Source organism: Pseudomonas sp. LAMO17WK12:I10, from assembly GCF_900215185.1.
Classification (GTDB): Bacteria; Pseudomonadota; Gammaproteobacteria; order Pseudomonadales; family Pseudomonadaceae; genus Aquipseudomonas; species Aquipseudomonas chlororaphis.
This window is the reverse complement of sequence record NZ_OBDX01000024.1, coordinates 74,024-97,069: the sequence shown is the minus strand read 5'-3', so window position 1 is coordinate 97,069 and position 23,046 is coordinate 74,024. Positions and strand designations below refer to the sequence as shown.

Annotated in this window: 34 protein-coding genes; 33 read left to right on the top strand and 1 reads right to left on the bottom strand. The window is 56.0% G+C overall.

Annotated elements, in window-relative coordinates; genetic code table 11:
* Positions 1 to 19 precede the first annotated feature (19 nt).
* The 33 genes from rpsG to bfr all read left to right on the top strand — a co-directional run bounded on the left by rpsG (position 20) and on the right by bfr (position 19,951).
* Positions 20 to 490 (top strand): 30S ribosomal protein S7, encoded by a 471-nt coding sequence (gene rpsG / locus CRO75_RS23780; RefSeq protein ID WP_007925959.1) that lies wholly within the window; start codon positions 20 to 22, stop codon positions 488 to 490.
* A 30-nt stretch (positions 491 to 520) separates the two neighbouring features.
* Entirely contained in the window at positions 521 to 2,650 is a 2,130-nt protein-coding gene (gene fusA, locus CRO75_RS23775) for an elongation factor G (protein ID WP_007925960.1), read from the top strand.
* 30 nt (positions 2,651 to 2,680) lie between these two features.
* A complete protein-coding gene (gene tuf, locus CRO75_RS23770) occupies positions 2,681 to 3,874 on the top strand; it encodes an elongation factor Tu (RefSeq protein WP_007924207.1) in 1,194 nt (397 codons plus the stop codon).
* Between the two features lie 140 nt (positions 3,875 to 4,014).
* Positions 4,015 to 4,326 (top strand): 30S ribosomal protein S10, encoded by a 312-nt coding sequence (rpsJ, locus tag CRO75_RS23765; RefSeq protein WP_003186070.1) that lies wholly within the window; start codon positions 4,015 to 4,017, stop codon positions 4,324 to 4,326.
* Between the two features lie 80 nt (positions 4,327 to 4,406).
* Positions 4,407 to 5,042 carry a 50S ribosomal protein L3 gene (gene rplC / locus CRO75_RS23760; protein ID WP_007924205.1) on the top strand — a complete coding sequence of 212 codons (636 nt, stop codon included), beginning with the start codon at positions 4,407 to 4,409 and terminating at the stop codon, positions 5,040 to 5,042.
* A 12-nt stretch (positions 5,043 to 5,054) separates the two neighbouring features.
* Positions 5,055 to 5,657, top strand: coding sequence for a 50S ribosomal protein L4 (gene rplD, locus CRO75_RS23755; protein ID WP_007924200.1), 603 nt, complete (start codon positions 5,055 to 5,057; stop codon positions 5,655 to 5,657).
* Positions 5,654 to 5,953, top strand: coding sequence for a 50S ribosomal protein L23 (rplW, locus tag CRO75_RS23750; protein ID WP_002555488.1), 300 nt, complete (start codon positions 5,654 to 5,656; stop codon positions 5,951 to 5,953). The genes rplD and rplW overlap by 4 nt, the downstream gene beginning before the upstream one ends.
* Positions 5,954 to 5,967: 14 nt before the next feature.
* Positions 5,968 to 6,792, top strand: a complete 825-nt coding sequence (gene rplB / locus CRO75_RS23745; RefSeq protein ID WP_097138610.1) for a 50S ribosomal protein L2 — start codon at positions 5,968 to 5,970, stop codon at positions 6,790 to 6,792.
* A 16-nt stretch (positions 6,793 to 6,808) separates the two neighbouring features.
* Entirely contained in the window at positions 6,809 to 7,084 is a 276-nt protein-coding gene (gene rpsS, locus CRO75_RS23740) for a 30S ribosomal protein S19 (RefSeq protein WP_002555486.1), read from the top strand.
* A gap of 13 nt (positions 7,085 to 7,097) precedes the next feature.
* A complete protein-coding gene (gene rplV / locus CRO75_RS23735; protein ID WP_003103908.1) occupies positions 7,098 to 7,430 on the top strand; it encodes a 50S ribosomal protein L22 in 333 nt (110 codons plus the stop codon).
* A 13-nt stretch (positions 7,431 to 7,443) separates the two neighbouring features.
* On the top strand, positions 7,444 to 8,130 hold the full coding sequence (gene rpsC, locus CRO75_RS23730; protein WP_007924192.1) for a 30S ribosomal protein S3: 687 nt from the start codon (positions 7,444 to 7,446) through the stop codon (positions 8,128 to 8,130).
* Positions 8,131 to 8,142: 12 nt separating this feature from the next.
* The gene (gene rplP / locus CRO75_RS23725) at positions 8,143 to 8,556 is read left to right on the top strand and encodes a 50S ribosomal protein L16 (protein ID WP_003228729.1); all 414 of its coding nucleotides are present in this window, start codon (positions 8,143 to 8,145) and stop codon (positions 8,554 to 8,556) included.
* A complete protein-coding gene (gene rpmC, locus CRO75_RS23720; RefSeq protein ID WP_002555481.1) occupies positions 8,556 to 8,747 on the top strand; it encodes a 50S ribosomal protein L29 in 192 nt (63 codons plus the stop codon). The genes rplP and rpmC overlap by 1 nt, the downstream gene beginning before the upstream one ends.
* A 2-nt stretch (positions 8,748 to 8,749) precedes the next feature.
* Positions 8,750 to 9,016, top strand: coding sequence for a 30S ribosomal protein S17 (gene rpsQ / locus CRO75_RS23715; protein ID WP_003194644.1), 267 nt, complete (start codon positions 8,750 to 8,752; stop codon positions 9,014 to 9,016).
* A 23-nt stretch (positions 9,017 to 9,039) separates the two neighbouring features.
* Positions 9,040 to 9,408, top strand: coding sequence for a 50S ribosomal protein L14 (gene rplN / locus CRO75_RS23710; RefSeq protein ID WP_002555479.1), 369 nt, complete (start codon positions 9,040 to 9,042; stop codon positions 9,406 to 9,408).
* 11 nt (positions 9,409 to 9,419) lie between these two features.
* Positions 9,420 to 9,734 carry a 50S ribosomal protein L24 gene (rplX, locus tag CRO75_RS23705; RefSeq protein ID WP_003186046.1) on the top strand — a complete coding sequence of 105 codons (315 nt, stop codon included), beginning with the start codon at positions 9,420 to 9,422 and terminating at the stop codon, positions 9,732 to 9,734.
* Between the two features lie 20 nt (positions 9,735 to 9,754).
* Positions 9,755 to 10,294: a 50S ribosomal protein L5 gene (gene rplE / locus CRO75_RS23700; protein ID WP_007924186.1), complete on the top strand. Its 540-nt coding sequence runs from the start codon at positions 9,755 to 9,757 to the stop codon at positions 10,292 to 10,294.
* Between the two features lie 13 nt (positions 10,295 to 10,307).
* Positions 10,308 to 10,613: a 30S ribosomal protein S14 gene (rpsN, locus tag CRO75_RS23695; RefSeq protein WP_097138608.1), complete on the top strand. Its 306-nt coding sequence runs from the start codon at positions 10,308 to 10,310 to the stop codon at positions 10,611 to 10,613.
* Positions 10,614 to 10,821: 208 nt separating this feature from the next.
* The gene (rpsH, locus tag CRO75_RS23690; RefSeq protein ID WP_003228724.1) at positions 10,822 to 11,214 is read left to right on the top strand and encodes a 30S ribosomal protein S8; all 393 of its coding nucleotides are present in this window, start codon (positions 10,822 to 10,824) and stop codon (positions 11,212 to 11,214) included.
* 12 nt (positions 11,215 to 11,226) lie between these two features.
* Positions 11,227 to 11,760, top strand: coding sequence for a 50S ribosomal protein L6 (rplF, locus tag CRO75_RS23685; protein WP_007924185.1), 534 nt, complete (start codon positions 11,227 to 11,229; stop codon positions 11,758 to 11,760).
* Positions 11,761 to 11,770: 10 nt separating this feature from the next.
* On the top strand, positions 11,771 to 12,121 hold the full coding sequence (rplR, locus tag CRO75_RS23680; protein ID WP_003186037.1) for a 50S ribosomal protein L18: 351 nt from the start codon (positions 11,771 to 11,773) through the stop codon (positions 12,119 to 12,121).
* Between the two features lie 3 nt (positions 12,122 to 12,124).
* Positions 12,125 to 12,625, top strand: coding sequence for a 30S ribosomal protein S5 (gene rpsE / locus CRO75_RS23675; protein ID WP_007924184.1), 501 nt, complete (start codon positions 12,125 to 12,127; stop codon positions 12,623 to 12,625).
* 2 nt (positions 12,626 to 12,627) lie between these two features.
* Positions 12,628 to 12,804, top strand: coding sequence for a 50S ribosomal protein L30 (gene rpmD / locus CRO75_RS23670; protein WP_003176408.1), 177 nt, complete (start codon positions 12,628 to 12,630; stop codon positions 12,802 to 12,804).
* 3 nt (positions 12,805 to 12,807) lie between these two features.
* Complete coding sequence (rplO, locus tag CRO75_RS23665; protein WP_007924183.1) at positions 12,808 to 13,242, top strand: 50S ribosomal protein L15; 435 nt, start codon at positions 12,808 to 12,810, stop codon at positions 13,240 to 13,242.
* The gene (gene secY, locus CRO75_RS23660) at positions 13,243 to 14,571 is read left to right on the top strand and encodes a preprotein translocase subunit SecY (RefSeq protein ID WP_007924182.1); all 1,329 of its coding nucleotides are present in this window, start codon (positions 13,243 to 13,245) and stop codon (positions 14,569 to 14,571) included.
* A 24-nt stretch (positions 14,572 to 14,595) separates the two neighbouring features.
* Positions 14,596 to 14,712, top strand: coding sequence for a 50S ribosomal protein L36 (gene rpmJ, locus CRO75_RS23655; RefSeq protein WP_002555468.1), 117 nt, complete (start codon positions 14,596 to 14,598; stop codon positions 14,710 to 14,712).
* A 130-nt stretch (positions 14,713 to 14,842) separates the two neighbouring features.
* The gene (gene rpsM / locus CRO75_RS23650) at positions 14,843 to 15,199 is read left to right on the top strand and encodes a 30S ribosomal protein S13 (RefSeq protein ID WP_009045849.1); all 357 of its coding nucleotides are present in this window, start codon (positions 14,843 to 14,845) and stop codon (positions 15,197 to 15,199) included.
* A gap of 30 nt (positions 15,200 to 15,229) precedes the next feature.
* Complete coding sequence (gene rpsK, locus CRO75_RS23645; RefSeq protein ID WP_007924177.1) at positions 15,230 to 15,619, top strand: 30S ribosomal protein S11; 390 nt, start codon at positions 15,230 to 15,232, stop codon at positions 15,617 to 15,619.
* A gap of 18 nt (positions 15,620 to 15,637) precedes the next feature.
* Positions 15,638 to 16,258 (top strand): 30S ribosomal protein S4, encoded by a 621-nt coding sequence (gene rpsD / locus CRO75_RS23640; RefSeq protein ID WP_003176404.1) that lies wholly within the window; start codon positions 15,638 to 15,640, stop codon positions 16,256 to 16,258.
* A gap of 22 nt (positions 16,259 to 16,280) precedes the next feature.
* Positions 16,281 to 17,282 (top strand): DNA-directed RNA polymerase subunit alpha, encoded by a 1,002-nt coding sequence (rpoA, locus tag CRO75_RS23635; protein WP_007924176.1) that lies wholly within the window; start codon positions 16,281 to 16,283, stop codon positions 17,280 to 17,282.
* A 42-nt stretch (positions 17,283 to 17,324) separates the two neighbouring features.
* Complete coding sequence (rplQ, locus tag CRO75_RS23630) at positions 17,325 to 17,711, top strand: 50S ribosomal protein L17 (protein ID WP_007924175.1); 387 nt, start codon at positions 17,325 to 17,327, stop codon at positions 17,709 to 17,711.
* A 171-nt stretch (positions 17,712 to 17,882) separates the two neighbouring features.
* Complete coding sequence (locus CRO75_RS23625; RefSeq protein WP_053262849.1) at positions 17,883 to 19,331, top strand: catalase; 1,449 nt, start codon at positions 17,883 to 17,885, stop codon at positions 19,329 to 19,331.
* A gap of 155 nt (positions 19,332 to 19,486) precedes the next feature.
* On the top strand, positions 19,487 to 19,951 hold the full coding sequence (gene bfr / locus CRO75_RS23620; protein WP_007924173.1) for a bacterioferritin: 465 nt from the start codon (positions 19,487 to 19,489) through the stop codon (positions 19,949 to 19,951).
* Between the two features lie 91 nt (positions 19,952 to 20,042).
* Here the strand turns inward: bfr and uvrA are convergent, their stop codons facing one another.
* Entirely contained in the window at positions 20,043 to 22,877 is a 2,835-nt protein-coding gene (uvrA, locus tag CRO75_RS23615) for an excinuclease ABC subunit UvrA (protein WP_007924172.1), read from the bottom strand.
* Positions 22,878 to 23,046: the final 169 nt, after the last annotated feature.

Genomic DNA, 23,046 nt, shown 5'->3' with positions numbered 1-23,046 from the left:
GACCGTTTGAGGGCTTATCATGCCAAGACGTCGCGTAGCAGCCAAACGTGAGATTCTGGACGATCCGAAATACGGAAGCCAGATCCTCGCCAAGTTCATGAACCACGTAATGGAAAGCGGCAAGAAAGCCGTTGCCGAGCGTATCGTTTATGGCGCGCTGGAAAAAGTTAAAGAACGCAAGAACAGCGATCCCCTGGAAATCTTCGAGAAAGCTCTCGACGCCATCGCTCCGCTGGTCGAAGTGAAGTCGCGCCGTGTTGGCGGTGCTACTTACCAGGTTCCGGTCGAAGTTCGCCCGTCCCGTCGTAACGCTCTGGCAATGCGCTGGTTGGTAGACTTCGCCCGTAAGCGCGGCGAGAAGTCTATGGCTCTGCGCTTGGCTGGCGAACTGCTGGATGCTGCCGAAGGCAAGGGTGCTGCAGTTAAGAAGCGTGAAGACGTACACCGTATGGCTGAAGCCAACAAGGCTTTCTCGCACTACCGCTTCTAATATCGGCATCATTCATTTTGCGAGGGCTTTATGGCTCGTACTACAGCAATCAACCGCTACCGTAACATCGGTATCTGTGCCCACGTTGACGCGGGCAAGACTACCACTACCGAGCGGATCCTGTTCTACACAGGTCTCAGCCACAAGATGGGTGAGGTGCATGACGGTGCTGCTACCACCGACTGGATGGTGCAGGAGCAGGAGCGTGGTATCACCATTACCTCTGCTGCTGTAACTACCTTCTGGAAAGGTTCGCGCGGCCAATACGATAACTATCGTGTAAACGTTATCGATACCCCGGGTCACGTAGACTTCACTATTGAAGTAGAGCGTTCGCTGCGCGTACTCGACGGCGCGGTCGTTGTGTTCTGCGGTACTTCCGGTGTTGAGCCTCAGTCCGAAACCGTATGGCGTCAAGCCAACAAATACGGCGTTCCACGTGTTGTTTACGTGAACAAGATGGACCGTGCCGGTGCCAACTTCCTGCGCGTTGTTGCTCAGATCAAAAACCGTCTGGGTCACACTCCGGTTCCAGTTCAACTGGCTATCGGTGCAGAAGATAACTTCGAAGGTCAGATCGATCTGATCAAGATGAAGGCTATCTACTGGAACGACGACGACAAGGGTACTACCTATCGCGAGGAAGAAATTCCTGCCGATATGCTGGACCTGGCTAACGAGTGGCGCTCCAACATGGTTGAAGCTGCCGCCGAAGCCAACGAAGAGCTGATGAACAAGTACCTTGAAGAAGGTGAGTTGACTGTCGAAGAGATCAAGGCAGGTCTGCGCGCGCGCACCCTGGCCAGCGAGATCGTTCCGGCTGTCTGCGGTTCCTCGTTCAAGAACAAGGGCGTTCCGCTGGTTCTCGATGCTGTCATCGACTACCTGCCTGCTCCGACCGAGATCCCTGCAATCCAGGGTATCCATCCGGACAACATCGACGACGAAAACGCTCCGAAAATCGAGCGCCACGCCGACGACAGCGAGCCGTTCTCGGCTCTGGCGTTCAAGATTGCTACTGACCCGTTCGTGGGTACCCTGACTTTCGTGCGCGTTTACTCGGGCATGCTGCAGTCTGGCGACTCCGTGATCAACTCGGTCAAGGGCAAGAAAGAGCGCGTTGGTCGTATGGTGCAGATGCACGCCAACCAGCGTGAAGAAATCAAGGAAGTGCTCGCGGGCGACATCGCTGCGCTGATCGGCATGAAGGACGTCACCACTGGTGACACCCTGTGTGATGCTGCCAGTCCGGTTATCCTCGAGCGTATGGACTTCCCTGAGCCGGTGATTTCGGTAGCTGTTGAGCCGAAAACCAAGCAAGACCAGGAGAAGATGGGTATTGCACTGGGCAAGCTGGCTCAGGAAGATCCGTCGTTCCGCGTCAAGACTGACGAAGAAACTGGTCAAACCATCATCTCGGGTATGGGTGAGCTTCACCTGGACATCCTCGTTGACCGCATGAAGCGCGAGTTCAATGTCGAAGCCAACATCGGTAAGCCGCAGGTTTCCTACCGCGAGAAGATCACCGTCGGCTGTGAAGTTGAAGGTAAGTTCGTTCGTCAATCCGGCGGTCGTGGCCAGTTCGGTCATTGCTGGATCCGTTTTGCTCCGGCAGACGTCGACGAAAAAGGCAATATCACTGAAGGTCTGGTGTTTGCCAACGAGGTCGTTGGTGGTGTGGTTCCGAAGGAATACATCCCGGCAATCCAGAAGGGTATCGAAGAGCAGATGAAGAACGGCGTTGTCGCCGGCTATCCGCTGATCGGCCTGAAGGCTACCGTGTTTGATGGTTCTTACCACGACGTCGACTCTAACGAGATGGCGTTTAAGGTAGCGGCCTCCATGGCGACCAAGCAGCTGCGTGAGAAGGGCAAGGGCGTAGTTCTTGAGCCGATCATGAAGGTTGAAGTAGTAACCCCTGAGGACTACATGGGTGACGTGATGGGTGACCTGAACCGTCGTCGTGGTCTGATCCAGGGTATGGAAGACTCGGTCTCTGGCAAGGTTATCCGTGCTGAAGTGCCGCTGGGTGAAATGTTCGGTTATGCGACCGACGTTCGTTCCATGTCCCAGGGTCGCGCGAGCTACTCCATGGAGTTCTCCAAGTACGCCGAAGCTCCGTCGAATATCGTCGAAGCACTCGTTAAAAAACAAGGCTAATCCAGCCCTTTAGGCAAGAGGTTCACTGTCGTGGCTAAAGAAAAATTTGAACGTAACAAACCGCACGTCAACGTTGGCACCATCGGTCACGTTGACCACGGTAAAACCACTCTGACCGCTGCACTGACTCGTGTTTGCTCCGAGGTTTTCGGTTCGGCTCGCGTTGACTTCGACAAGATCGACAGCGCTCCGGAAGAAAAAGCTCGTGGTATCACCATCAACACTGCGCACGTAGAGTACGATTCGAACATTCGTCACTACGCGCACGTTGACTGCCCAGGTCACGCCGACTACGTCAAAAACATGATCACTGGTGCTGCCCAGATGGACGGCGCGATCCTGGTTTGCTCGGCTGCCGATGGTCCGATGCCACAAACTCGCGAGCACATCCTGCTGTCCCGTCAGGTAGGCGTTCCGTACATCGTTGTCTTCCTGAACAAGGCTGACATGGTGGACGACGCTGAGCTGCTGGAACTGGTTGAGATGGAAGTGCGCGACCTGCTGAGCACTTACGACTTCCCAGGTGATGACACTCCAATCATCATCGGTTCGGCTCTGATGGCTCTGAACGGCCAAGACGACAACGAAATGGGCACTACCGCTGTTAAGAAGCTGGTAGAAACTCTGGATACCTACATCCCAGAGCCAGAGCGTGCTATCGACAAGCCGTTCCTGATGCCAATCGAAGACGTATTCTCGATCTCCGGCCGCGGTACCGTGGTAACTGGTCGTGTTGAGCGTGGTATCGTTCGCATCCAGGAAGAAGTTGAGATCGTTGGTCTGCGCGACACTCAGAAAACCACCTGCACCGGTGTTGAGATGTTCCGCAAGCTGCTGGACGAAGGTCGTGCTGGTGAGAACTGCGGCGTTCTGCTGCGTGGCACCAAGCGTGACGACGTTGAGCGTGGCCAGGTTCTGGTTAAGCCAGGTACCGTTAAGCCGCACACCAAGTTCACTGCTGAAGTGTACGTTCTGAGCAAAGAAGAAGGCGGTCGTCATACTCCGTTCTTCAAAGGCTACCGTCCACAGTTCTACTTCCGTACTACTGACGTGACTGGTAACTGCGAGCTGCCAGAAGGTGTTGAAATGGTAATGCCGGGTGACAACATCCAGATGACTGTCACTCTGATCAAAACCATCGCGATGGAAGATGGTCTGCGTTTCGCTATCCGTGAAGGCGGTCGTACCGTCGGCGCTGGCGTCGTAGCCAAAGTCATCGAGTAATCGACGACTCATGAAAAAGCCCCCGCTTGCGGGGGCTTTTTTATTGGGTTGACACTCTGTGGGGCCGTCTATAGAATTGCGCCTCCTTTTAACGGGCGTATTGCGCCCGGTGGGAATAGCAGCCTGGAGTCTGAAATCCAATGCAAAATCAGCAAATCCGTATCAGGTTGAAGGCTTTTGACCATCGCCTGATCGACCAATCCACCCAGGAAATCGTGGAAACCGCGAAACGTACTGGTGCTCAAGTGCGTGGTCCTATTCCACTGCCTACCCGTAAAGAGCGGTTCACCGTTCTGGTCTCCCCGCACGTCAACAAAGACGCGCGTGACCAGTACGAGATCCGTACTCATAAGCGCGTACTGGACATCGTCCAGCCAACGGATAAAACCGTTGATGCTCTTATGAAGCTTGATCTTGCGGCAGGTGTGGAAGTGCAGATCAGCCTCGGCTAAGACTCGGTCTTAGTCGTGTAACGCTCTGAAATGGGCGGCCATAGCGGGTGAAAGCCCCGTACACTCATGAGGTTTACAACATGACTATTGGTGTAGTCGGTCGTAAATGCGGTATGACCCGTATTTTCACCGAAGAAGGTGTCTCCATTCCGGTCACGGTCATTGAGATCGAGCCGAATCGCGTCACCCAGTTCAAAACTGAAGAAACCGATGGCTATCGTGCAGTGCAAGTCACTGTAGGTGAGCGTCGTGCTTCGCGCGTGACTGCTGCTCAAGCAGGTCACTTCGCTAAAGCGAACGTTGCTGCCGGTCGTGGCGTTTGGGAATTCCGCCTTGAAGAAGGCGAGTACCAAGCTGGCGATCTGATCAATGCAGAAATCTTCGCAGCAGGCCAACTGGTAGATGTTACCGGTCAGTCGAAAGGTAAAGGCTTCGCCGGTACCATCAAGCGTTGGAATTTCCGCGGTCAAGATAACACCCACGGTAACTCCGTTTCCCACCGCGTCCCGGGCTCTATTGGCCAGTGCCAGACTCCTGGTCGTGTATTCAAGGGCAAAAAAATGTCCGGTCATATGGGCGCTGAGCGCGTGACCGTGCAGTCCCTGGAAGTAGTGCGCGTCGACGCTGAACGCAATCTGTTGTTGGTCAAGGGTGCTGTTCCTGGCGCTACTGGCGGCAACCTGGTTGTACGTCCGGCGGCCAAGGCTCGCGGTTAAGGGGAAGCTGACATGCAATTAAATGTAAATGACGCTCAAGCGATCGAAGTTTCCGAACTGACATTTGGCGGCGAATTCAACGAGACGCTGGTTCACCAAGCAGTCGTGGCCTACATGGCCGGCGGCCGTCAAGGTAGCAAGCAGCAAAAGACCCGTTCCGACGTTTCCGGTGGTGGCAAGCGCCCATGGCGTCAGAAAGGTACTGGCCGTGCTCGTGCCGGTACTATCCGTAGCCCAATCTGGCGTGGCGGCGGTACCACTTTCGCAGCTCGTCCACAGGATCACTCGCAGAAGCTGAACAAGAAGATGTATCGCGCAGCAATGCGTTCCATCCTTGCTGAGCTGGTGCGTACTGATCGTCTGGTCGTGGTTCAGGATTTCGCTGTTGAAACTCCGAAAACCAAAGATCTGCTGGGCAAGCTGAACAACATGAGTCTGACCGACGTTCTGATCGTGTCTGACGCTGTTGATCAGAACCTGTACCTGGCTGCTCGTAACCTGCCACACGTTGATGTACGTGACGTGCAAGGTTCCGATCCAGTTAGTCTGATCGCATACGACAAAGTGTTGATCACTGTGTCGGCCGTGAAGAAATTCGAGGAGCTGCTGGGATGAACCAGGAACGCGTATTTAAAGTTCTGCTTGGCCCGCACGTTTCCGAGAAGGCTACGGTTCTGGCAGACAAGAAAGGCCAGTTCGTTTTCAAGGTTGCTACTGATGCAACCAAGCTGGAAATCAAGAAGGCCGTCGAAAGCCTGTTCAGCGTGAAAGTGGAGCGCGTTACTACCCTGAACGTTCTGGGTAAGAGCAAGCGTACCGCTCGCGGTCTGGGCAAGCGTAATGACTGGAAGAAGGCAGTTATCTCCCTTCAGCCAGGCCAAGATCTCGATTTCAGCAGCAGTGCTGAGTAAGGAAGGGGTGCATCATGGCAATCGTTAAATGCAAACCGACTTCCCCTGGCCGCCGTTTTGTGGTCAAGGTGGTCAACCAGGAGCTGCATAAAGGCGCTCCTCACGCACCGCTGCTCGAGAAGAAATCGAAGTCTGGTGGTCGTAACAACAATGGCCGTATTACCACTCGTCACGTTGGTGGTGGTCATAAGCAGCACTACCGTCTGGTCGACTTCCGTCGCAACGACAAAGATGGCATCGCTGCCACTGTCGAGCGTATCGAATACGATCCAAACCGTACTGCTCACATCGCTTTGCTGCTGTACGCAGACGGCGAGCGTCGCTACATCATCGCCCCTAAAGGCGTGAGCACTGGCGACCAGCTGATCGCAGGTGCTCTGGCGCCGATCAAGCCGGGTAACGCTCTGCAACTGCGTAACATTCCAGTTGGTAGTACCGTACACGGCATCGAACTGAAGCCAGGTAAAGGCGCGCAAATCGCTCGTTCTGCTGGTGCTTCGGCGCAGCTGATCGCTCGTGAAGGTGTCTACGTGACCCTGCGTCTGCGTTCTGGTGAGATGCGTAAAGTCCTGGCTGAATGCCGTGCGACCCTGGGCGAAGTCTCGAACTCCGAGCACAGCCTGCGCTCGCTGGGTAAAGCTGGTGCCAAACGCTGGCGTGGCGTTCGCCCAACCGTTCGTGGTGTTGCCATGAACCCGGTTGACCACCCACATGGTGGTGGTGAAGGTCGTACCTCTGGTGGTCGTCATCCGGTATCGCCATGGGGCTTCCCGACTAAGGGCGCGAAGACTCGTGGTAATAAGCGTACCGACAAAATGATCGTCCGTCGTCGCAAGTAAATAGAGGGATACGACAGTGCCACGTTCTCTGAAAAAAGGTCCTTTTATTGATCTTCACCTACTGAAGAAGATCGAAGTGGCGGCGGAAAAGAACGATCGCAAACCAGTTAAGACCTGGTCGCGCCGTTCCATGATCCTGCCACAAATGGTCGGTCTGACCATTGCTGTGCATAACGGTCGTCAACATGTTCCAGTTCTCGTGAACGAAGACATGGTCGGCCACAAACTGGGCGAGTTCGCCGGTACCCGTACATATCGCGGGCACGTGGCTGACAAGAAAGCCAAGCGTTAAGGGGTAAGGAACGATGGAAGTAGCCGCTAAGTTGTCGGGCGCTCGAATCTCCGCCCAGAAAGCCCGCTTGGTCGCCGACCAGATCCGCGGGAAGAAGGTGGGCGAAGCGCTCAACCTGTTGGCTTTCAGCAGTAAGAAAGCCGCCGAGATCATGAAGAAAGTGCTGGAGTCGGCCGTAGCCAACGCCGAGCATAACGAAGGCGCAGACGTTGATGACCTGAAGGTCTCCACCGTTTTCGTCAACGAAGGGCGTTCGCTGAAGCGCATCATGCCACGTGCCAAAGGCCGTGCTGATCGCATCGTCAAGCGGTCTTGCCATATCACTGTCAAGGTTGCTGACAAGTAACGGAGTCGAAGAGATGGGTCAGAAAGTACATCCCATTGGCATTCGCCTGGGAATCGTCAAGGAGCACACCTCCGTCTGGTACGCAGACGGTCGGACTTATGCGGACTATTTGCTCGCAGATCTGAATGTGCGTGAGTACCTCCAAGACAAACTAAAAAGCGCGTCCGTAAGCCGTATCGATATCCATCGTCCGGCTCAAACTGCACGCATCACCATCCACACCGCTCGTCCCGGCATCGTGATCGGCAAGAAAGGTGAAGATGTTGAGAAACTGCGTCAGGACCTGACCAAGCAAATGGGTGTGCCTGTGCACATCAATATCGAAGAGATCCGCAAGCCGGAGCTCGACGGTATGCTGGTTGCCCAGAGCGTAGCTCAGCAGCTGGAGCGTCGCGTAATGTTCCGTCGCGCTATGAAGCGCGCAGTACAGAACGCCATGCGCATTGGTGCCAAAGGCATCAAAATCCAAGTGAGCGGTCGTCTCGGCGGTGCTGAAATCGCACGTACTGAATGGTATCGCGAAGGTCGTGTGCCGCTGCACACCCTGCGTGCCGATATCGACTATGCCACCTACGAAGCTCACACCACTTACGGTGTGATCGGTGTGAAGGTTTGGATCTTCAAAGGCGAAGTAATTGGTGGTCGCCAAGAAGAGCTGAAGCCACAAGCACCTGCGCCTCGTAAAAAAGCTGCTAAGTAAGGGGTACGCCAAATGTTGCAACCAAAGCGTACGAAGTTCCGCAAGCAAATGACCGGCCACAACCGTGGTCTGGCATTGCGCGGTAGCAAAGTCAGCTTCGGCGAGTTCGCGCTGAAGTCTGTTGCTCGTGGTCGTCTCACCGCTCGTCAGATCGAGTCAGCGCGTCGTGCTCTGACCCGTCACGTAAAACGTGGCGGCAAGATCTGGATCCGTGTATTCCCGGACAAGCCTATTTCCAAGAAGCCACTCGAAGTTCGGATGGGTAAAGGTAAGGGTAACGTCGAATACTGGGTTGCCCAGATTCAGCCAGGCAAAGTCCTGTATGAAATCGAGGGTGTTTCTGAAGAGCTGGCGCGTGAGGCTTTCGCCCTGGCTGCTGCAAAGCTGCCGCTCGCCACCTCCTTTGTTAAACGGACGGTGATGTGATGAAAGCGAATGAACTTCGTGAAAAATCCGCACAGCAGCTGAACGAGCAACTGCTCGGCCTGCTGCGCGACCAGTTCAATCTGCGTATGCAGAAGGCAACTGGCCAGTTGGGGCAGTCTCATCTGCTCTCGCAAGTTAAGCGTGACATCGCTCGCGTGAAGACTGTGCTCAACCAGCAGGCAGGTAAGTAATCATGGCTGAAGCCGAAAAAACTGTCCGTACGCTGACTGGCCGTGTTGTCAGCGACAAGATGGACAAGACCATCACCGTTCTGATCGAGCGTCGCGTTAAGCACCCTATCTACGGTAAATACGTTAAGCGTTCGACTAAGCTGCACGCGCACGACGAAACCAACCAGTGCCACATCGGCGACAAAGTCACTATTCGTGAAACTCGTCCGATGGCCAAGACCAAGTCTTGGGCTCTGGTTGATGTTCTCGAACGCGCTGTGGAAGTCTAAGGGCTAAGGGTCGGAGAAATTATATGATTCAGACTCAATCCATGCTCGATGTGGCCGATAACAGCGGCGCTCGCCGCGTTATGTGCATCAAGGTGCTGGGTGGCTCCCATCGTCGTTACGCTGGTATCGGTGACATCATCAAAGTTACCGTCAAGGAAGCAATTCCTCGCGGTAAGGTGAAGAAAGGTCAAGTGATGACTGCTGTTGTAGTCCGCACTCGCCATGGCGTCCGTCGTGCTGACGGCTCCATCATCCGCTTTGATGGCAACGCTGCTGTTCTGTTGAACAACAAGCAAGAGCCGATCGGCACCCGTATCTTTGGGCCAGTGACCCGTGAACTTCGTACTGAGAAGTTCATGAAGATCGTCTCGCTCGCCCCAGAAGTGCTGTAAGGAGATCCGACATGCAAAAGATTCGTCGTGACGACGAGATCATCGTGATCGCCGGCAAAGACAAGGGTAAGCGCGGTAAGGTGCTTAAGGTTCTCGCTGACAACCGTCTGGTTGTTGGTGGTCTGAACCTGGTTAAGCGCCATACCAAGCCTAACCCGATGTCGGGCGTACAGGGCGGTATCGTCGAGAAAGAAGCGCCACTGCACGCTTCCAACGTCGCCATTTTCAACGGCGAAACCAACAAGGCTGACCGCGTTGGTTTCAAAGTAGAAGACGGCAAAAAAATTCGTGTCTTCAAGTCGACCCAAAAAGCGGTTGATGCTTGAACACTGCTAGGTAGAAGACCATGGCACGACTACAAGAGATTTACCGGAAGGAAATCGCTCCGAAACTTAAGGATGAACTTAAGCTTTCGAACGTGATGGAAGTTCCGCGCGTTACCAAAATCACCCTGAACATGGGTCTGGGCGAAGCGATCGGCGACAAGAAAGTCATCGAGCACGCTGTTGCTGACCTGGAAAAGATCACCGGCCAGAAAGTCGTTGTGACCTACGCTCGGAAATCCATCGCTGGCTTTAAAGTCCGTGAAGGTTGGCCGATCGGCGTCAAAGTGACCCTGCGTCGTGAGCGTATGTACGAGTTCCTGGATCGTCTGCTGTCGATCTCCCTGCCTCGAGTTCGCGACTTCCGCGGCCTGAATGCCAAGTCCTTCGACGGTCGTGGCAACTACAGCATGGGCGTGAAAGAGCAGATCATCTTCCCGGAAATCGACTACGACAAGATCGATGCTCTCCGCGGTCTGGACATTACCCTGACCACCACTGCCAAGAACGATGATGAAGGCCGCGCTCTGCTGCGTGCTTTCAAATTCCCGTTCCGCAACTGATTGGAGTAGGAAAATGGCCAAGAAGAGCATGAAAAACCGTGAGCTGAAGCGTCAGCTCACCGTTGCCAAGTACGCCACCAAGCGTGCAGTGCTGAAAGCTATCATCGTCGATCTGAACGCAAGTCCAGAAGCGCGTTGGGAAGCTACCGTAGCTCTGCAGAAGCAGCCACGTGACGCAAGCGCTTCGCGCATGCGTAACCGCTGCCGCCTGACTGGTCGTCCGCACGGCGTTTACCGCAAGTTCGGCCTCGGCCGTAACAAGCTGCGTGAAGCTGCGATGCGTGGTGACGTACCAGGTCTGGTTAAAGCCAGCTGGTAATAGCTATCAAAGTCTCGGTGTTCGGGGTCGCAAGATCCTGACCGCCGGTGGCCTTGAACGTGAATCAAGCCCCTTTTGGGGCTTGATTCATTTCTGGGGTGTGTCTAGAATGACCGGCTCGCATGAGCCCGTGTTTTTTGCCCGGAATTTCTCGGCGACAAGCTGTAGCCGCAAGGCTCATTTTTTTTGTATCAGGAGCGTCTAGCCCATGAGTATGCAGGACCCGTTAGCGGACATGCTAACTCGAATCCGTAATGCCCAGATGGCTGAAAAGTCCGTCGTAAGCATGCCGTCTTCCACGCTGAAGGTGGCTGTAGCAAAAGTCCTGAAGGACGAAGGTTACATCGCGGGTTATCAGATCAGCAGCGAAACCAAGCCACTGCTGTCCATCGAGCTGAAATACTTCGAAGGCCGTCCGGTCATCGAGGAAGTGAAGCGCGTTAGCCGTCCAGGCCTGCGTCAGTACAAGTCCGTTGAAGATCTGCCGAAAGTTCGTGGCGGTCTCGGCGTGTCTATCGTCTCCACCAACAAAGGTGTGATGACTGATCGTGCTGCGCGCGCTGCCGGTGTCGGCGGCGAAGTTCTTTGCACTGTGTTCTAAGGGGGGATAAGCATGTCTCGCGTCGCTAAGAACCCCGTTAAGCTGCCAGCTGGTGTTGAAGTTAAATTCGCCGGCCAACAGCTTTCGGTGAAGGGTGCCAAGGGCACTCTCGAACTGAACGTACACTCGTCCGTTGAAATTGTTCAGGAAGCTGGTGAGCTGCGTTTCGCTGCTCGCAATGGCGACCAACAAACTCGCGCAATGGCCGGTACCACTCGTGCGTTGGTAAACAACATGGTCCAAGGCGTAAGCCAAGGCTTCGAGCGCAAGCTCCAGCTGGTCGGTGTTGGTTACAAGGCACAAGCAAAAGGCACAGTGCTGAACTTGGCCCTTGGCTTCTCGCATCCAGTGGACTACGAGCTGCCGGAAGGCATCACCGCTGAGACTCCTAGCCAGACCGATATCCTGATCAAGGGCATCGACAAGCAGCTGGTAGGTCAAGTGGCCGCTGAGATCCGCGACTTCCGTCCGCCAGAGCCTTACAAAGGTAAAGGTGTGCGCTACGCGGACGAAGTCGTCCGTCGTAAAGAAGCCAAGAAGAAGTAGGGCATAGCAAATGACCGACAAAAAAGTTACTCGACTGCGTCGCGCTCGCAAAGCACGCCTGAAAATGCACGAACTCGAAGTCGTGCGTCTCTGCGTGTTCCGCTCTTCGCAGCACATCTACGCCCAGGTCATTTCGGCCGACGGCAACAAGGTCCTGGCAAGTGCCTCGACTTTGGATAAAGAACTGCGTGATGGCGCCACTGGCAACATCGACGCGGCCACTAAGGTTGGCCAGCTGGTCGCTACGCGTGCAAAAGCCGCTGGCGTCTCGCAGGTGGCTTTCGACCGCTCTGGCTTCAAGTACCACGGCCGCGTCAAGGCGCTGGCTGATGCTGCTCGTGAAGCTGGGCTGGAGTTCTAAGTTATGTCAAATAACGACCAAAAGCGCGACGAAGGCTACATTGAGAAGCTGGTTCAAGTTAACCGCGTAGCCAAAACCGTAAAAGGCGGCCGTATCTTCACTTTCACCGCGTTGACCGTGGTTGGTGATGGTAAAGGTCGCGTTGGCTTCGGCCGTGGCAAGTCGCGTGAAGTGCCTGCTGCGATCCAGAAGGCAATGGAAGCTGCTCGCCGCAACATGATCCAAGTTGATCTGAACGGCACTACCCTGCAGTACGCAATGAAGTCCGCTCACGGTGCTTCGAAGGTGTATATGCAGCCTGCTTCTGAAGGTACCGGTATCATCGCTGGCGGCGCTATGCGTGCTGTCCTCGAAGTTGCTGGCGTTCAGAACGTTCTGGCCAAGTGCTACGGCTCGACTAACCCAGTAAACGTGGTTCACGCCACCTTCAAGGGTTTGAAAGCAATGCAGTCCCCTGAATCCATTGCCGCTAAGCGTGGCAAAAGCGTCCAGGAGATCATCTGATCATGGCTACCGTTAAAGTAACGCTGATCAAAAGCATGACCGGCCGTATCCCTAACCACAAACTGTGCGTTAAGGGTCTGGGTCTGCGTCGCATCGGTCACACTGTAGAAGTCCAGGATACTCCCGAGAACCGCGGGATGATCAACAAGGCTTACTACATGCTGCGTGTCGAGGGTTAATCGATGAAACTCAATGATCTGAGTCCAGCGCCGGGTTCCCGTCGCGAAAAGCATCGTCCGGGCCGTGGTATCGGTAGTGGTTTGGGTAAGACTGGTGGCCGTGGTCACAAAGGTCAGACTTCCCGCTCCGGTGGCACCATTGCTCCAGGCTTTGAAGGCGGTCAACAGCCGCTGCATCGTCGCCTGCCAAAGTTCGGTTTCGTATCCCTGAAGGCCATGGACCGCGCAGAAGTGCGTCTGTCCGAGCTGGCTAAAGTGGAAGGCGACATCGTCACCGTGCAGTCCCTGAAAGATGCCAACGTGATTAACCAAAACGTACAGCGTGTGAAAATCATGCTGTCCGGCGAAGTTACTCGCGCTGTGACTATCAAGGGCATCGCAGCCACCAAAGGTGCGCGTGCGGCTATCGAAGCAGCTGGCGGCAAGTTCGAGGAATAAATGGCTAAGCAAGGTGCTCTCTCTGCGCTCGGCAAAGGCGGTATGTCTGAACTCTGGGCTCGTCTGCGTTTTCTGTTCTTGGCGATTATCGTCTACCGAATAGGCGCACACATCCCGGTTCCAGGTATCAACCCTGACCGACTCGCAGACCTGTTTCGACAGAATGAGGGGACCATTCTTAGCTTGTTCAACATGTTTTCCGGCGGCGCGCTGGAACGGATGAGTATCTTTGCACTGGGGATCATGCCGTACATCTCGGCATCGATCATCATGCAGCTGATGACCGCCGTCAGCCCGCAGCTGGAGCAGTTGAAGAAGGAAGGTGAAGCTGGCCGTCGCAAGATCAGCCAGTACACCCGCTACGGCACTGTCGTCCTAGCTCTTGTTCAGGCCATCGGCATGTCCGTTGGCCTGGCGGGGCAGGGCGTTGCGTTCACTGGTGACTTTGGCTTCCATTTCGTCGCGGTATCCACTTTTGTGGCTGGTGCGATGTTCATGATGTGGCTGGGTGAGCAGATTACTGAGCGTGGTGTTGGCAACGGTATCTCGATGTTGATTTTCGCAGGTATCGTCGCCGGTCTTCCGAGAGCGATCGGGCAGTCTTTCGAGTCTGCGCGTCAGGGTGATATCAACATTTTTGCCCTGGTTGCCATCGGTTTGCTGGCAGTAGCGATTATCGGTTTTGTGGTGTTCATTGAGCGTGGCCAGCGTCGTATTGCTGTTCACTATGCCAAGCGTCAGCAGGGCCGTAAGGTGTTTGCTGCGCAGACTAGCCACTTGCCGCTGAAAGTGAATATGGCAGGCGTTATTCCTGCTATTTTCGCGAGCAGCATTTTGCTGTTCCCGGCTTCGTTGGGTGCCTGGTTCGGTCAGTCTGAAGGTATGGGCTGGTTGCAGGACATCTCGCAGTCGATCGCTCCTGGTCAGCCGTTGAATATTCTGCTGTTTAGTGCAGGGATTATTTTCTTCTGCTTCTTCTATACGGCGTTGATGTTCAATCCGAAAGACGTAGCGGAAAACCTGAAGAAGTCCGGTGCCTTTATTCCGGGCATCCGTCCAGGTGAGCAGTCTGCGCGCTACATTGATGGCGTTCTGACCCGCTTGACCATGTTCGGTGCTCTATATATGACGGCCGTCTGCCTGTTGCCCCAGTTCCTGGTGGTTGCAGCAAACGTTCCGTTCTACCTTGGCGGGACCTCGTTGCTGATCGTGGTCGTGGTTGTTATGGACTTTATGTCGCAAGTACAATCGCACCTCGTTTCGCACCAGTACGAATCCCTGATGAAGAAAGCCAACCTGAAGGGTTACGGCAGCGGCATGCTGCGCTGACCCATAAGGTTCGAGGAGTTGGTGATGAAAGTTCGTGCATCGGTGAAAAAGCTGTGCCGTAACTGCAAGATTATTCGCCGCGAAGGTGTTGTTCGAGTAATTTGCAGCGCGGAACCGCGTCACAAACAGCGCCAAGGCTGAGTGTGATTGTGCTTCAAGCCCAGCAGCTAGTGCGCTGCTGGGTTGATTATTTGTTATTACAGCGATATTATCTCGCGCCCTATTTCTTGGCTTCCGGGGCGTAGGTAGCTGTCAATTGGAGTCCCACTGAATGGCCCGTATTGCAGGCGTTAACATTCCAGATAACAAGCATACTGTTATCTCGCTGACCTACATCTATGGTGTTGGTCGCACGACTGCGCAGAAAATCTGTGCAGAGACTGGGGTCAACCCAGCCGCAAAGATCAAGGATCTGAGCGACGAGCAAATTGAACAGCTGCGTGGCGAAGTGGCGAAGTTCACCACTGAAGGTGACCTGCGTCGCGAAATCAACATGAAAATCAAACGCTTGATGGATCTGGGCTGCTACCGCGGTCTGCGCCATCGTCGTGGTCTTCCAGTGCGCGGTCAGCGTACCAAGACCAACGCGCGTACTCGCAAAGGTCCGCGTAAGCCGATCCGCAAGTAATCGCACCAGCGAATCGACAGGAATTTAGTCATGGCAAAACCTGCTGCTCGTCCTCGTAAAAAGATTAAAAAGACAGTGGTTGATGGCATCGCCCACATCCACGCGTCTTTCAACAACACCATCGTGACCATCACCGACCGTCAAGGTAACGCTCTTTCCTGGGCAACCTCCGGTGGTTCGGGTTTCCGCGGTTCCCGCAAGTCCACCCCGTTCGCTGCTCAAGTAGCTGCTGAGCGTGCTGGTCAAGCTGCGCTGGAATATGGCCTGAAAAACCTCGACGTTAACGTCAAGGGCCCAGGTCCAGGTCGTGAATCCGCAGTCCGCGCTTTGAACGGCTGTGGCTACAAGATCGCCAGCATCACCGACGTGACGCCAATCCCGCATAACGGGTGCCGTCCGCCGAAGAAGCGCCGCGTGTAATCCAGGAGATTGTAAAGAATGGCTCGTTACATTGGTCCAAAATGCAAACTGGCTCGTCGCGAAGGCACCGATCTCTTCCTGAAGAGCGGCGTGCGCGCTATCGAATCCAAGTGCAACATCGAAGCAGCACCTGGTATCCACGGCCAGCGCCGCGGTCGCCAGTCCGACTACGGCACCCAACTGCGTGAAAAGCAGAAGGTCCGTCGTATCTACGGCGTTCTCGAGCGTCAATTCAGCGGCTACTACAAAGAAGCTGCTGGCAAGAAGGGTGCAACCGGTGAAAACCTGCTGCAACTGCTCGAATGCCGTCTGGACAACGTTGTATACCGTATGGGCTTCGGTTCGACTCGTGCCGAATCCCGTCAGCTGGTATCGCACAAGTCGATCAGCGTAAACGGTCAGACCGTTAACGTTCCGTCCTACCAGGTTCGTGCTGGTGACGTGGTTGCTGTTCGCGAGAAAGCAAAAAACCAACTTCGCATTGTCCAAGCTCTCGATCTGTGTGCCCAACGTGGCCGCGTAGAATGGGTAGAAGTAGACACTGAGAAGAAGTCGGGCGTTTTCAAGAACGTTCCAGCTCGCAGTGATCTGTCCGCCGACATCAACGAAAGCCTGATTGTCGAGCTCTACTCCAAGTAAGGGCTAGAAAATAGGTGCATCCATGCAGATTTCGGTAAATGAGTTCCTGACACCCCGCCATATTGATGTGCAGGTTGTCAGTCCAACCCGCGCCAAGATCACCCTCGAGCCTCTCGAGCGTGGTTTTGGCCACACCCTGGGCAACGCGCTGCGCCGCATCCTGTTGTCCTCAATGCCCGGCTGTGCAGTAGTCGAGGCCGAGATTGACGGTGTGCTCCACGAGTACAGCGCCATCGAAGGTGTACAGGAAGACGTAATTGAAATCCTGTTGAACCTTAAAGGTCTGGCTATCAAGCTGCACGGCCGTGACGAAGTTACGCTGACCTTGTCGAAGAAGGGTTCGGGGGTGGTTACCGCTGCCGATATTCAGCTGGATCATGATGTCGAGATCGTTAACCCCGATCACGTAATCGCTAACCTGGCGTCTAACGGCGCCCTGAACATGAAGCTCGTAGTAGCTCGTGGTCGTGGTTATGAACCGGCAGACTCGCGTCAGAGCGATGAAGACGAAAGCCGCAGCATCGGTCGCTTGCAGCTTGACTCTTCGTTCAGCCCGGTTCGCCGTATCGCATACGTGGTGGAAAACGCCCGTGTCGAGCAGCGTACCAACCTGGACAAGCTGGTTATTGATCTGGAAACCAACGGTACTCTGGATCCTGAAGAGGCTATTCGTCGTGCTGCAACCATCCTGCAACAGCAGTTGGCTGCGTTCGTCGACCTCAAAGGTGACAGTGAGCCAGTGGTAATCGAGCAGGAAGACGAGATCGATCCGATCCTGCTTCGCCCGGTTGACGATCTGGAACTGACTGTACGTTCGGCTAACTGCCTTAAGGCGGAAAACATTTACTACATCGGCGACCTGATTCAGCGTACCGAAGTAGAACTGTTGAAGACTCCGAACCTTGGCAAGAAATCCTTGACCGAAATCAAGGACGTTCTGGCCTCCCGCGGTCTGTCCCTCGGCATGCGCCTCGACAACTGGCCGCCTGCAAGTCTTAAGAAGGACGACAAGGCGACTGCCTGATCGTCGTAATCACCGAACGTTGTGTTTGGTAAGGAATGAACCATGCGTCATCGTAAAAGTGGTCGTCACCTGAGCCGCACCAGCTCGCACCGCAAGGCCATGTTCCAAAACATGGCGGTGTCGCTGTTCGAGCACGAGCTGATCAAAACTACACTGCCGAAAGCTAAAGAACTGCGCCGCGTTGCTGAGCCGCTGATCACTTTGGCCAAGACAGACAGCCTGGCTAACCGCCGTCTGGCTTTCGACCGTACTCGTTCGAAAGCTATCGTTGGTAAGCTCTTCAACGACCTGGGCAAGCGTTACGCTACCCGTGAGGGTGGTTACCTGCGCATCCTCAAGTGCGGTTTCCGCGCTGGCGACAACGCGCCTATGGCGTACGTCGAGTTGGTTGATCGTGCTGTCGGCGGTGAAGCTGTATCCGCTGAGTAAGACGTCAAATACAAAGAACCGGGCCTAGTGCCCGGTTTTTTGTGTCTGCTGTATTAGAAAATCTCTATCGATAGCAATCATTTAATGCATTTGATGCTGTCATCTTGATGGTCGATACTCCTCGTCAGCCGATTAGCCGGCAGTTCCAAGACTGACAGAGGAAGATTGAGCATGAGCCAAAACAAAACGCTTACCACCGCAAGTGGCGCTCCAGTCGCCGATAACCAGAATTCCCGTTCTGCTGGCCCTCGTGGCCCGCTGCTGCTCGATGATTTTCACCTGATCGAGAAGCTTGCCCACTTCAACCGTGAAAACATTCCTGAGCGTCGCGTACACGCCAAGGGCTCGGGTGCCTATGGCACTTTCACTGTGACCCGCGACATCACCGAATACACCAGCGCCAAGCTTTTCGAGTCCGTGGGTAAGCAGACTCCTACCTTCCTGCGGTTCTCCACCGTAGGTGGCGAGCGTGGTTCGGCTGATACCGAACGCGACCCGCGCGGTTTTGCCCTGAAGTTCTATACCGAAGAAGGTAACTGGGACATCGTCGGCAACAACACGCCTGTGTTCTTCATTCGCGATCCACTGAAGTTTCCCGACTTTATCCACACCCAGAAGCGTCTGCCGCAGAGCAACCTGAAGAGCGGCCAGGCCATGTGGGACTTCTGGTCACACTCTCCCGAGGCACTACACCAAGTCACCATCCTGTTCTCGGATCGCGGGATTCCGGACGGCTATCGTCATATGCACGGCTTCGGTAGCCACACCTACAGCTTGATCAACGCCAAGGGCGAGCGTCACTGGGTGAAATGGCACTACAAGACCCAGCAGGGCATCAAGAACCTGGCACCGGCCGAGGCTGCCCGCCTGGCGGGTACTGATCCGGATTACGCCCAACGTGACCTGTTCAACGCGATCGAGCGCGGCGACTTCCCGAAATGGAGCGTATGCATTCAGATCATGACCGAGGCTGAGGCTGCCGCTCACTACGAGAACCCGTTCGACGTGACCAAGACCTGGTCACAGAAGGAGTTCCCGCTGATCGAGGTCGGTGAGCTGGAATTGAACCGCAACCCGCTGAACTACTTCGCAGAAGTCGAGCAGGCTGCCTTTGGTCCTAGCAACATGGTGCCAGGCGTCGGCCTGTCGCCGGACCGCATGCTGCAAGGCCGCGTATTCGCTTACGCCGACGCTCATCGCTATCGTGTCGGCACCAACCACCAGCAACTGCCGGTCAACGCCCCACGCAGCCCGGTGAACAGCTACCAGCGTGATGGCTCCATGGCCTTTGGCAGCAATGGTGGCGCGGCACCGAACTACGAGCCGAACAGCTACGCCGATGCGCCGAAGCAGGCTCCTCGCTACGCGGAGCCGGCGCTGGCCCTCAGCGGTGCGGCGGATCGTTACGATCACCGCGAAGACACCGACTACTACAGCCATGCGGGCGCTCTGTTCCGCCTGATGAATGATCAGCAGCAAGCCCTGTTGATCAACAATATCGCCGGTGCAATGGCGGGTGTCAGTTCGGATGTGGTCCAGCGTCAACTGCAGCATTTCTTCAAGGCTGACCCGGCTTATGGAGAGGGAATCGCAAAGGCGTTGGGCGTACAGCTTAACTAAGTCTAAACGAGAAGCAGAACCACCCTCATTTGGGCGGTTTTTGCGTTTTTTCGGCTAATTTTCTCTGAAAATCTTCACTTTGTTGGCGTTTTTACAGTGACCTGCAAGTCAGCTTGGTTCAAAATACAGACTTTCAAGCAGGGAGATGTAGGGCGATGCAAGGTCACCCGGACGTAATCGATTACCTCAACACGTTGCTGACGGGCGAACTGGCGGCGCGTGACCAATATTTCATCCATTCGCGCATGTATGAAGACTGGGGCTTCAGCAAGCTCTACGAGCGCATCAATCACGAGATGGAAGAAGAGACTCAACACGCCGATGCATTGATGCGTCGCATCCTGATGCTCGAGGGCACGCCACGCATGCGCCCTGACGATCTGGATATCGGTACCACCGTGCCAGACATGTTCGCCGCCGACCTGCGCCTGGAGTACAAGGTCCGCGCTGCACTGTGCAAAGGCATCGAACTGTGCGAGAAGCACAAGGACTATGTCAGCCGCGACATCCTGCGTGTGCAGTTGGCCGATACCGAAGAAGACCATACCTACTGGCTGGAAAAGCAGTTGGGCCTGATCAAGTCGATCGGTCTGGAAAACTATCTGCAGTCGCAGTTCTGATGCTTTAGTCGGCGCCTGCAGGCAAATGCAGGACTGACGAGCACAAAAAAGCCCCTGTCATTTCACAATGGCAGGGGCTTTTTCATTGGGCTCAGGCCCGGTCGCGGGTCAGCAGTGGCTTGAGGTAGTAGCCGGTATGGGATTGCGGCATTTCTGCCAACTGCTCCGGCGTACCCTCGGCAATGATCTGTCCGCCTTTGGAACCACCTTCCGGCCCCAGGTCCACCAGCCAGTCGGCGGTCTTGATCACGTCCAGGTTGTGCTCGATCACCACCACGGTGTTGCCGTGGTCACGCAGGCGATGCAGAACGTCCAGCAACTGCTGGATATCGGCAAAGTGCAGGCCGGTGGTTGGCTCGTCGAGGATGTAGAGGGTCTTGCCGGTGTCACGCTTGGACAGCTCGCGAGACAGCTTGACCCGCTGCGCCTCTCCGCCGGACAAGGTCGTCGCCGACTGCCCCAGCTTGATGTAGGAAAGCCCCACGTCCATCAGCGTCTGCAGCTTGCGCGCCAGCGCCGGCACCGGATCGAAGAACTCCCGCGCTTCCTCGATGGTCATTTCCAGGACCTCGTGGATGCTCTTGCCCTTGTATTTGATCTCAAGGGTTTCGCGGTTGTAGCGCTTGCTCTTGCACACATCGCACGGTACGTAGATGTCCGGTAGGAAGTGCATTTCCACCTTGATCAGGCCGTCGCCCTGGCAGGCTTCGCAGCGTCCGCCCTTGACGTTGAAGGAGAAGCGGCCCGGGCCGTAGCCGCGCGAGCGCGACTCGGGTACCCCGGCAAACAGTTCGCGGATCGGCGTGAACAGCCCGGTGTAGGTCGCTGGGTTGGAGCGCGGGGTGCGACCGATCGGACTCTGATCGATATCCACCACCTTATCCAGGTGCTGCAGGCCATTGATGCTGTCGTGCGCAGCGGCTTCCAGCGTAGTCGCGCCGTTCAGCGCCGTGGCGCTGAGGGGGAACAGGGTATTGTTGATCAGGGTCGACTTGCCCGAGCCGGAGACACCGGTCACGCAGGTCAGCAGGCCGATCGGAATCTCCAGGTCGACGTTGCGCAAGTTGTTGCCGCGAGCCCCCTTGAGGGACAGTGAAAGCTTCTTGTTGCGCGGCGTACGCTTGGCCGGCACGGCGATTTTCACGCGCCCTGACAGGTATTTGCCGGTCAGCGAGTCGGGATGGGACATCACCTCGTCGGGAGTGCCCTCGGCGACGATCTGTCCGCCATGCACGCCGGCGCCCGGGCCGATGTCCACCACATAGTCGGCCAGGCGAATGGCGTCCTCGTCGTGTTCGACCACGATCACCGTATTGCCGATATCCCGCAGGTGTTTCAGGGTACCCAGCAGGCGATCATTGTCGCGCTGGTGCAGGCCGATGGAGGGTTCGTCGAGGATGTACATCACCCCCACCAGGCCGGCGCCGATCTGGCTGGCCAGACGAATACGCTGTGCCTCGCCGCCGGACAGGGTATCGGCGCTGCGATCCAGGGTCAGGTAATCCAGGCCGACGTTGACCAGGAACTGCAGGCGCTCGCGGATCTCCTTGAGGATCTTGTCGGCGATCTCGCCACGGCGTCCGGTCAGAGACAAAGTGCCGAAGTAATCGGTGGCATCGCCGATCGGCAGGCTGGTAACGGCCGGCAACGTCTTCTCGCCGACCCACACGTGGCGCGCTTCGCGACGCAGGCGGGTGCCACGGCAATCCGGGCACGGCTGGGTGCTGAGGAACTTGGCCAGCTCCTCGCGCACGGTGGCCGATTCGGTCTCGCGGTAGCGACGTTCCAGGTTCGGCACTATGCCTTCGAACGGGTGCGAGCGCTTGACGATATCGCCACGATCGTTGAGGTACTTGAAGTCGACGTTCTGCGTGCCGCTGCCGTTGAGGATGACCTTCTGCTGGTCGGCCGGCAGCTGGTTGAACGGTACTTCCAGGCTGAAACCGTAATGCGACGCCAGCGAGCCGAGCATCTGGAAGTAATAGACGTTGCGCCTGTCCCAGCCGCGAATCGCCCCTTCGGCCAGGGTCAGCTCGCCATTGACCAGGCGCTTGATGTCGAAGAACTGCTTGACCCCCAGGCCGTCACAGGTCGGGCAGGCACCGGCCGGGTTGTTGAAGGAGAACAGCTTGGGTTCCAGTTCGCTGATGGCGTGGCCGCAGATCGGGCAGGCGAAGCGCGCGGAGAAGATGATTTCTTCGCCGGGCTCGTCGTCCATCGGCGCCACCAGGGCAATACCGTCGGCCAGCTTCAGCGCGGTCTCGAACGACTCGGCCAGACGCTGCTGCAGGTCGGCGCGGACTTTGAAGCGGTCGACCACCACATCGATCGAGTGCTTCTTCTGTTTATCCAGCTTCGGCAGCTCATCCAGCTCGTAGAGCTTGCCGTTGACCCGGGCGCGGACGAAGCCCTGGGCGCGCAGTTCCTCGAAGACCGACAGGTGCTCGCCCTTGCGCTCGCGAATCACCGGCGCCAGCAGCATCAGCTTGCTGCCTTCCGGCTGGGCCAGCACCAGGTCGACCATCTGGCTGACGGTCTGGGCTTCCAGCGGGATATCGTGATCCGGGCAGCGTGGCGTACCCACGCGGGCATACAGCAGGCGCAGGTAGTCGTAGATCTCGGTGATGGTGCCCACGGTGGAGCGCGGGTTGTGCGAGGTGGATTTCTGCTCGATGGAAATTGCCGGCGACAAACCTTCGATGGTGTCGACGTCGGGTTTTTCCATCATCGACAGGAATTGCCGGGCATAGGCCGACAGCGACTCGACATAACGGCGCTGGCCTTCGGCATACAGCGTATCGAACGCCAGGGACGATTTGCCGGATCCGGACAGGCCGGTGATGACGATCAGTTTGTCCCGTGGCAGGGTCAGGTCGATGTTCTTCAGGTTGTGGGTTCGGGCCCCACGAATCAGGATCTTGTCCAAAGTGGCCTCGCTCGGCGGGCGTCGAAAACGTAGGAGTATAAGGGCAAATACTGGATGGATGCACACTATCAAATGAGGTCTGTGCGGCCGTAGATGAAACCTGCGCGGCAAAGCGTCGCCATATACCCCGTCAATCGATCGGACTGGTAGAATCGCCGCCGGTTCACAC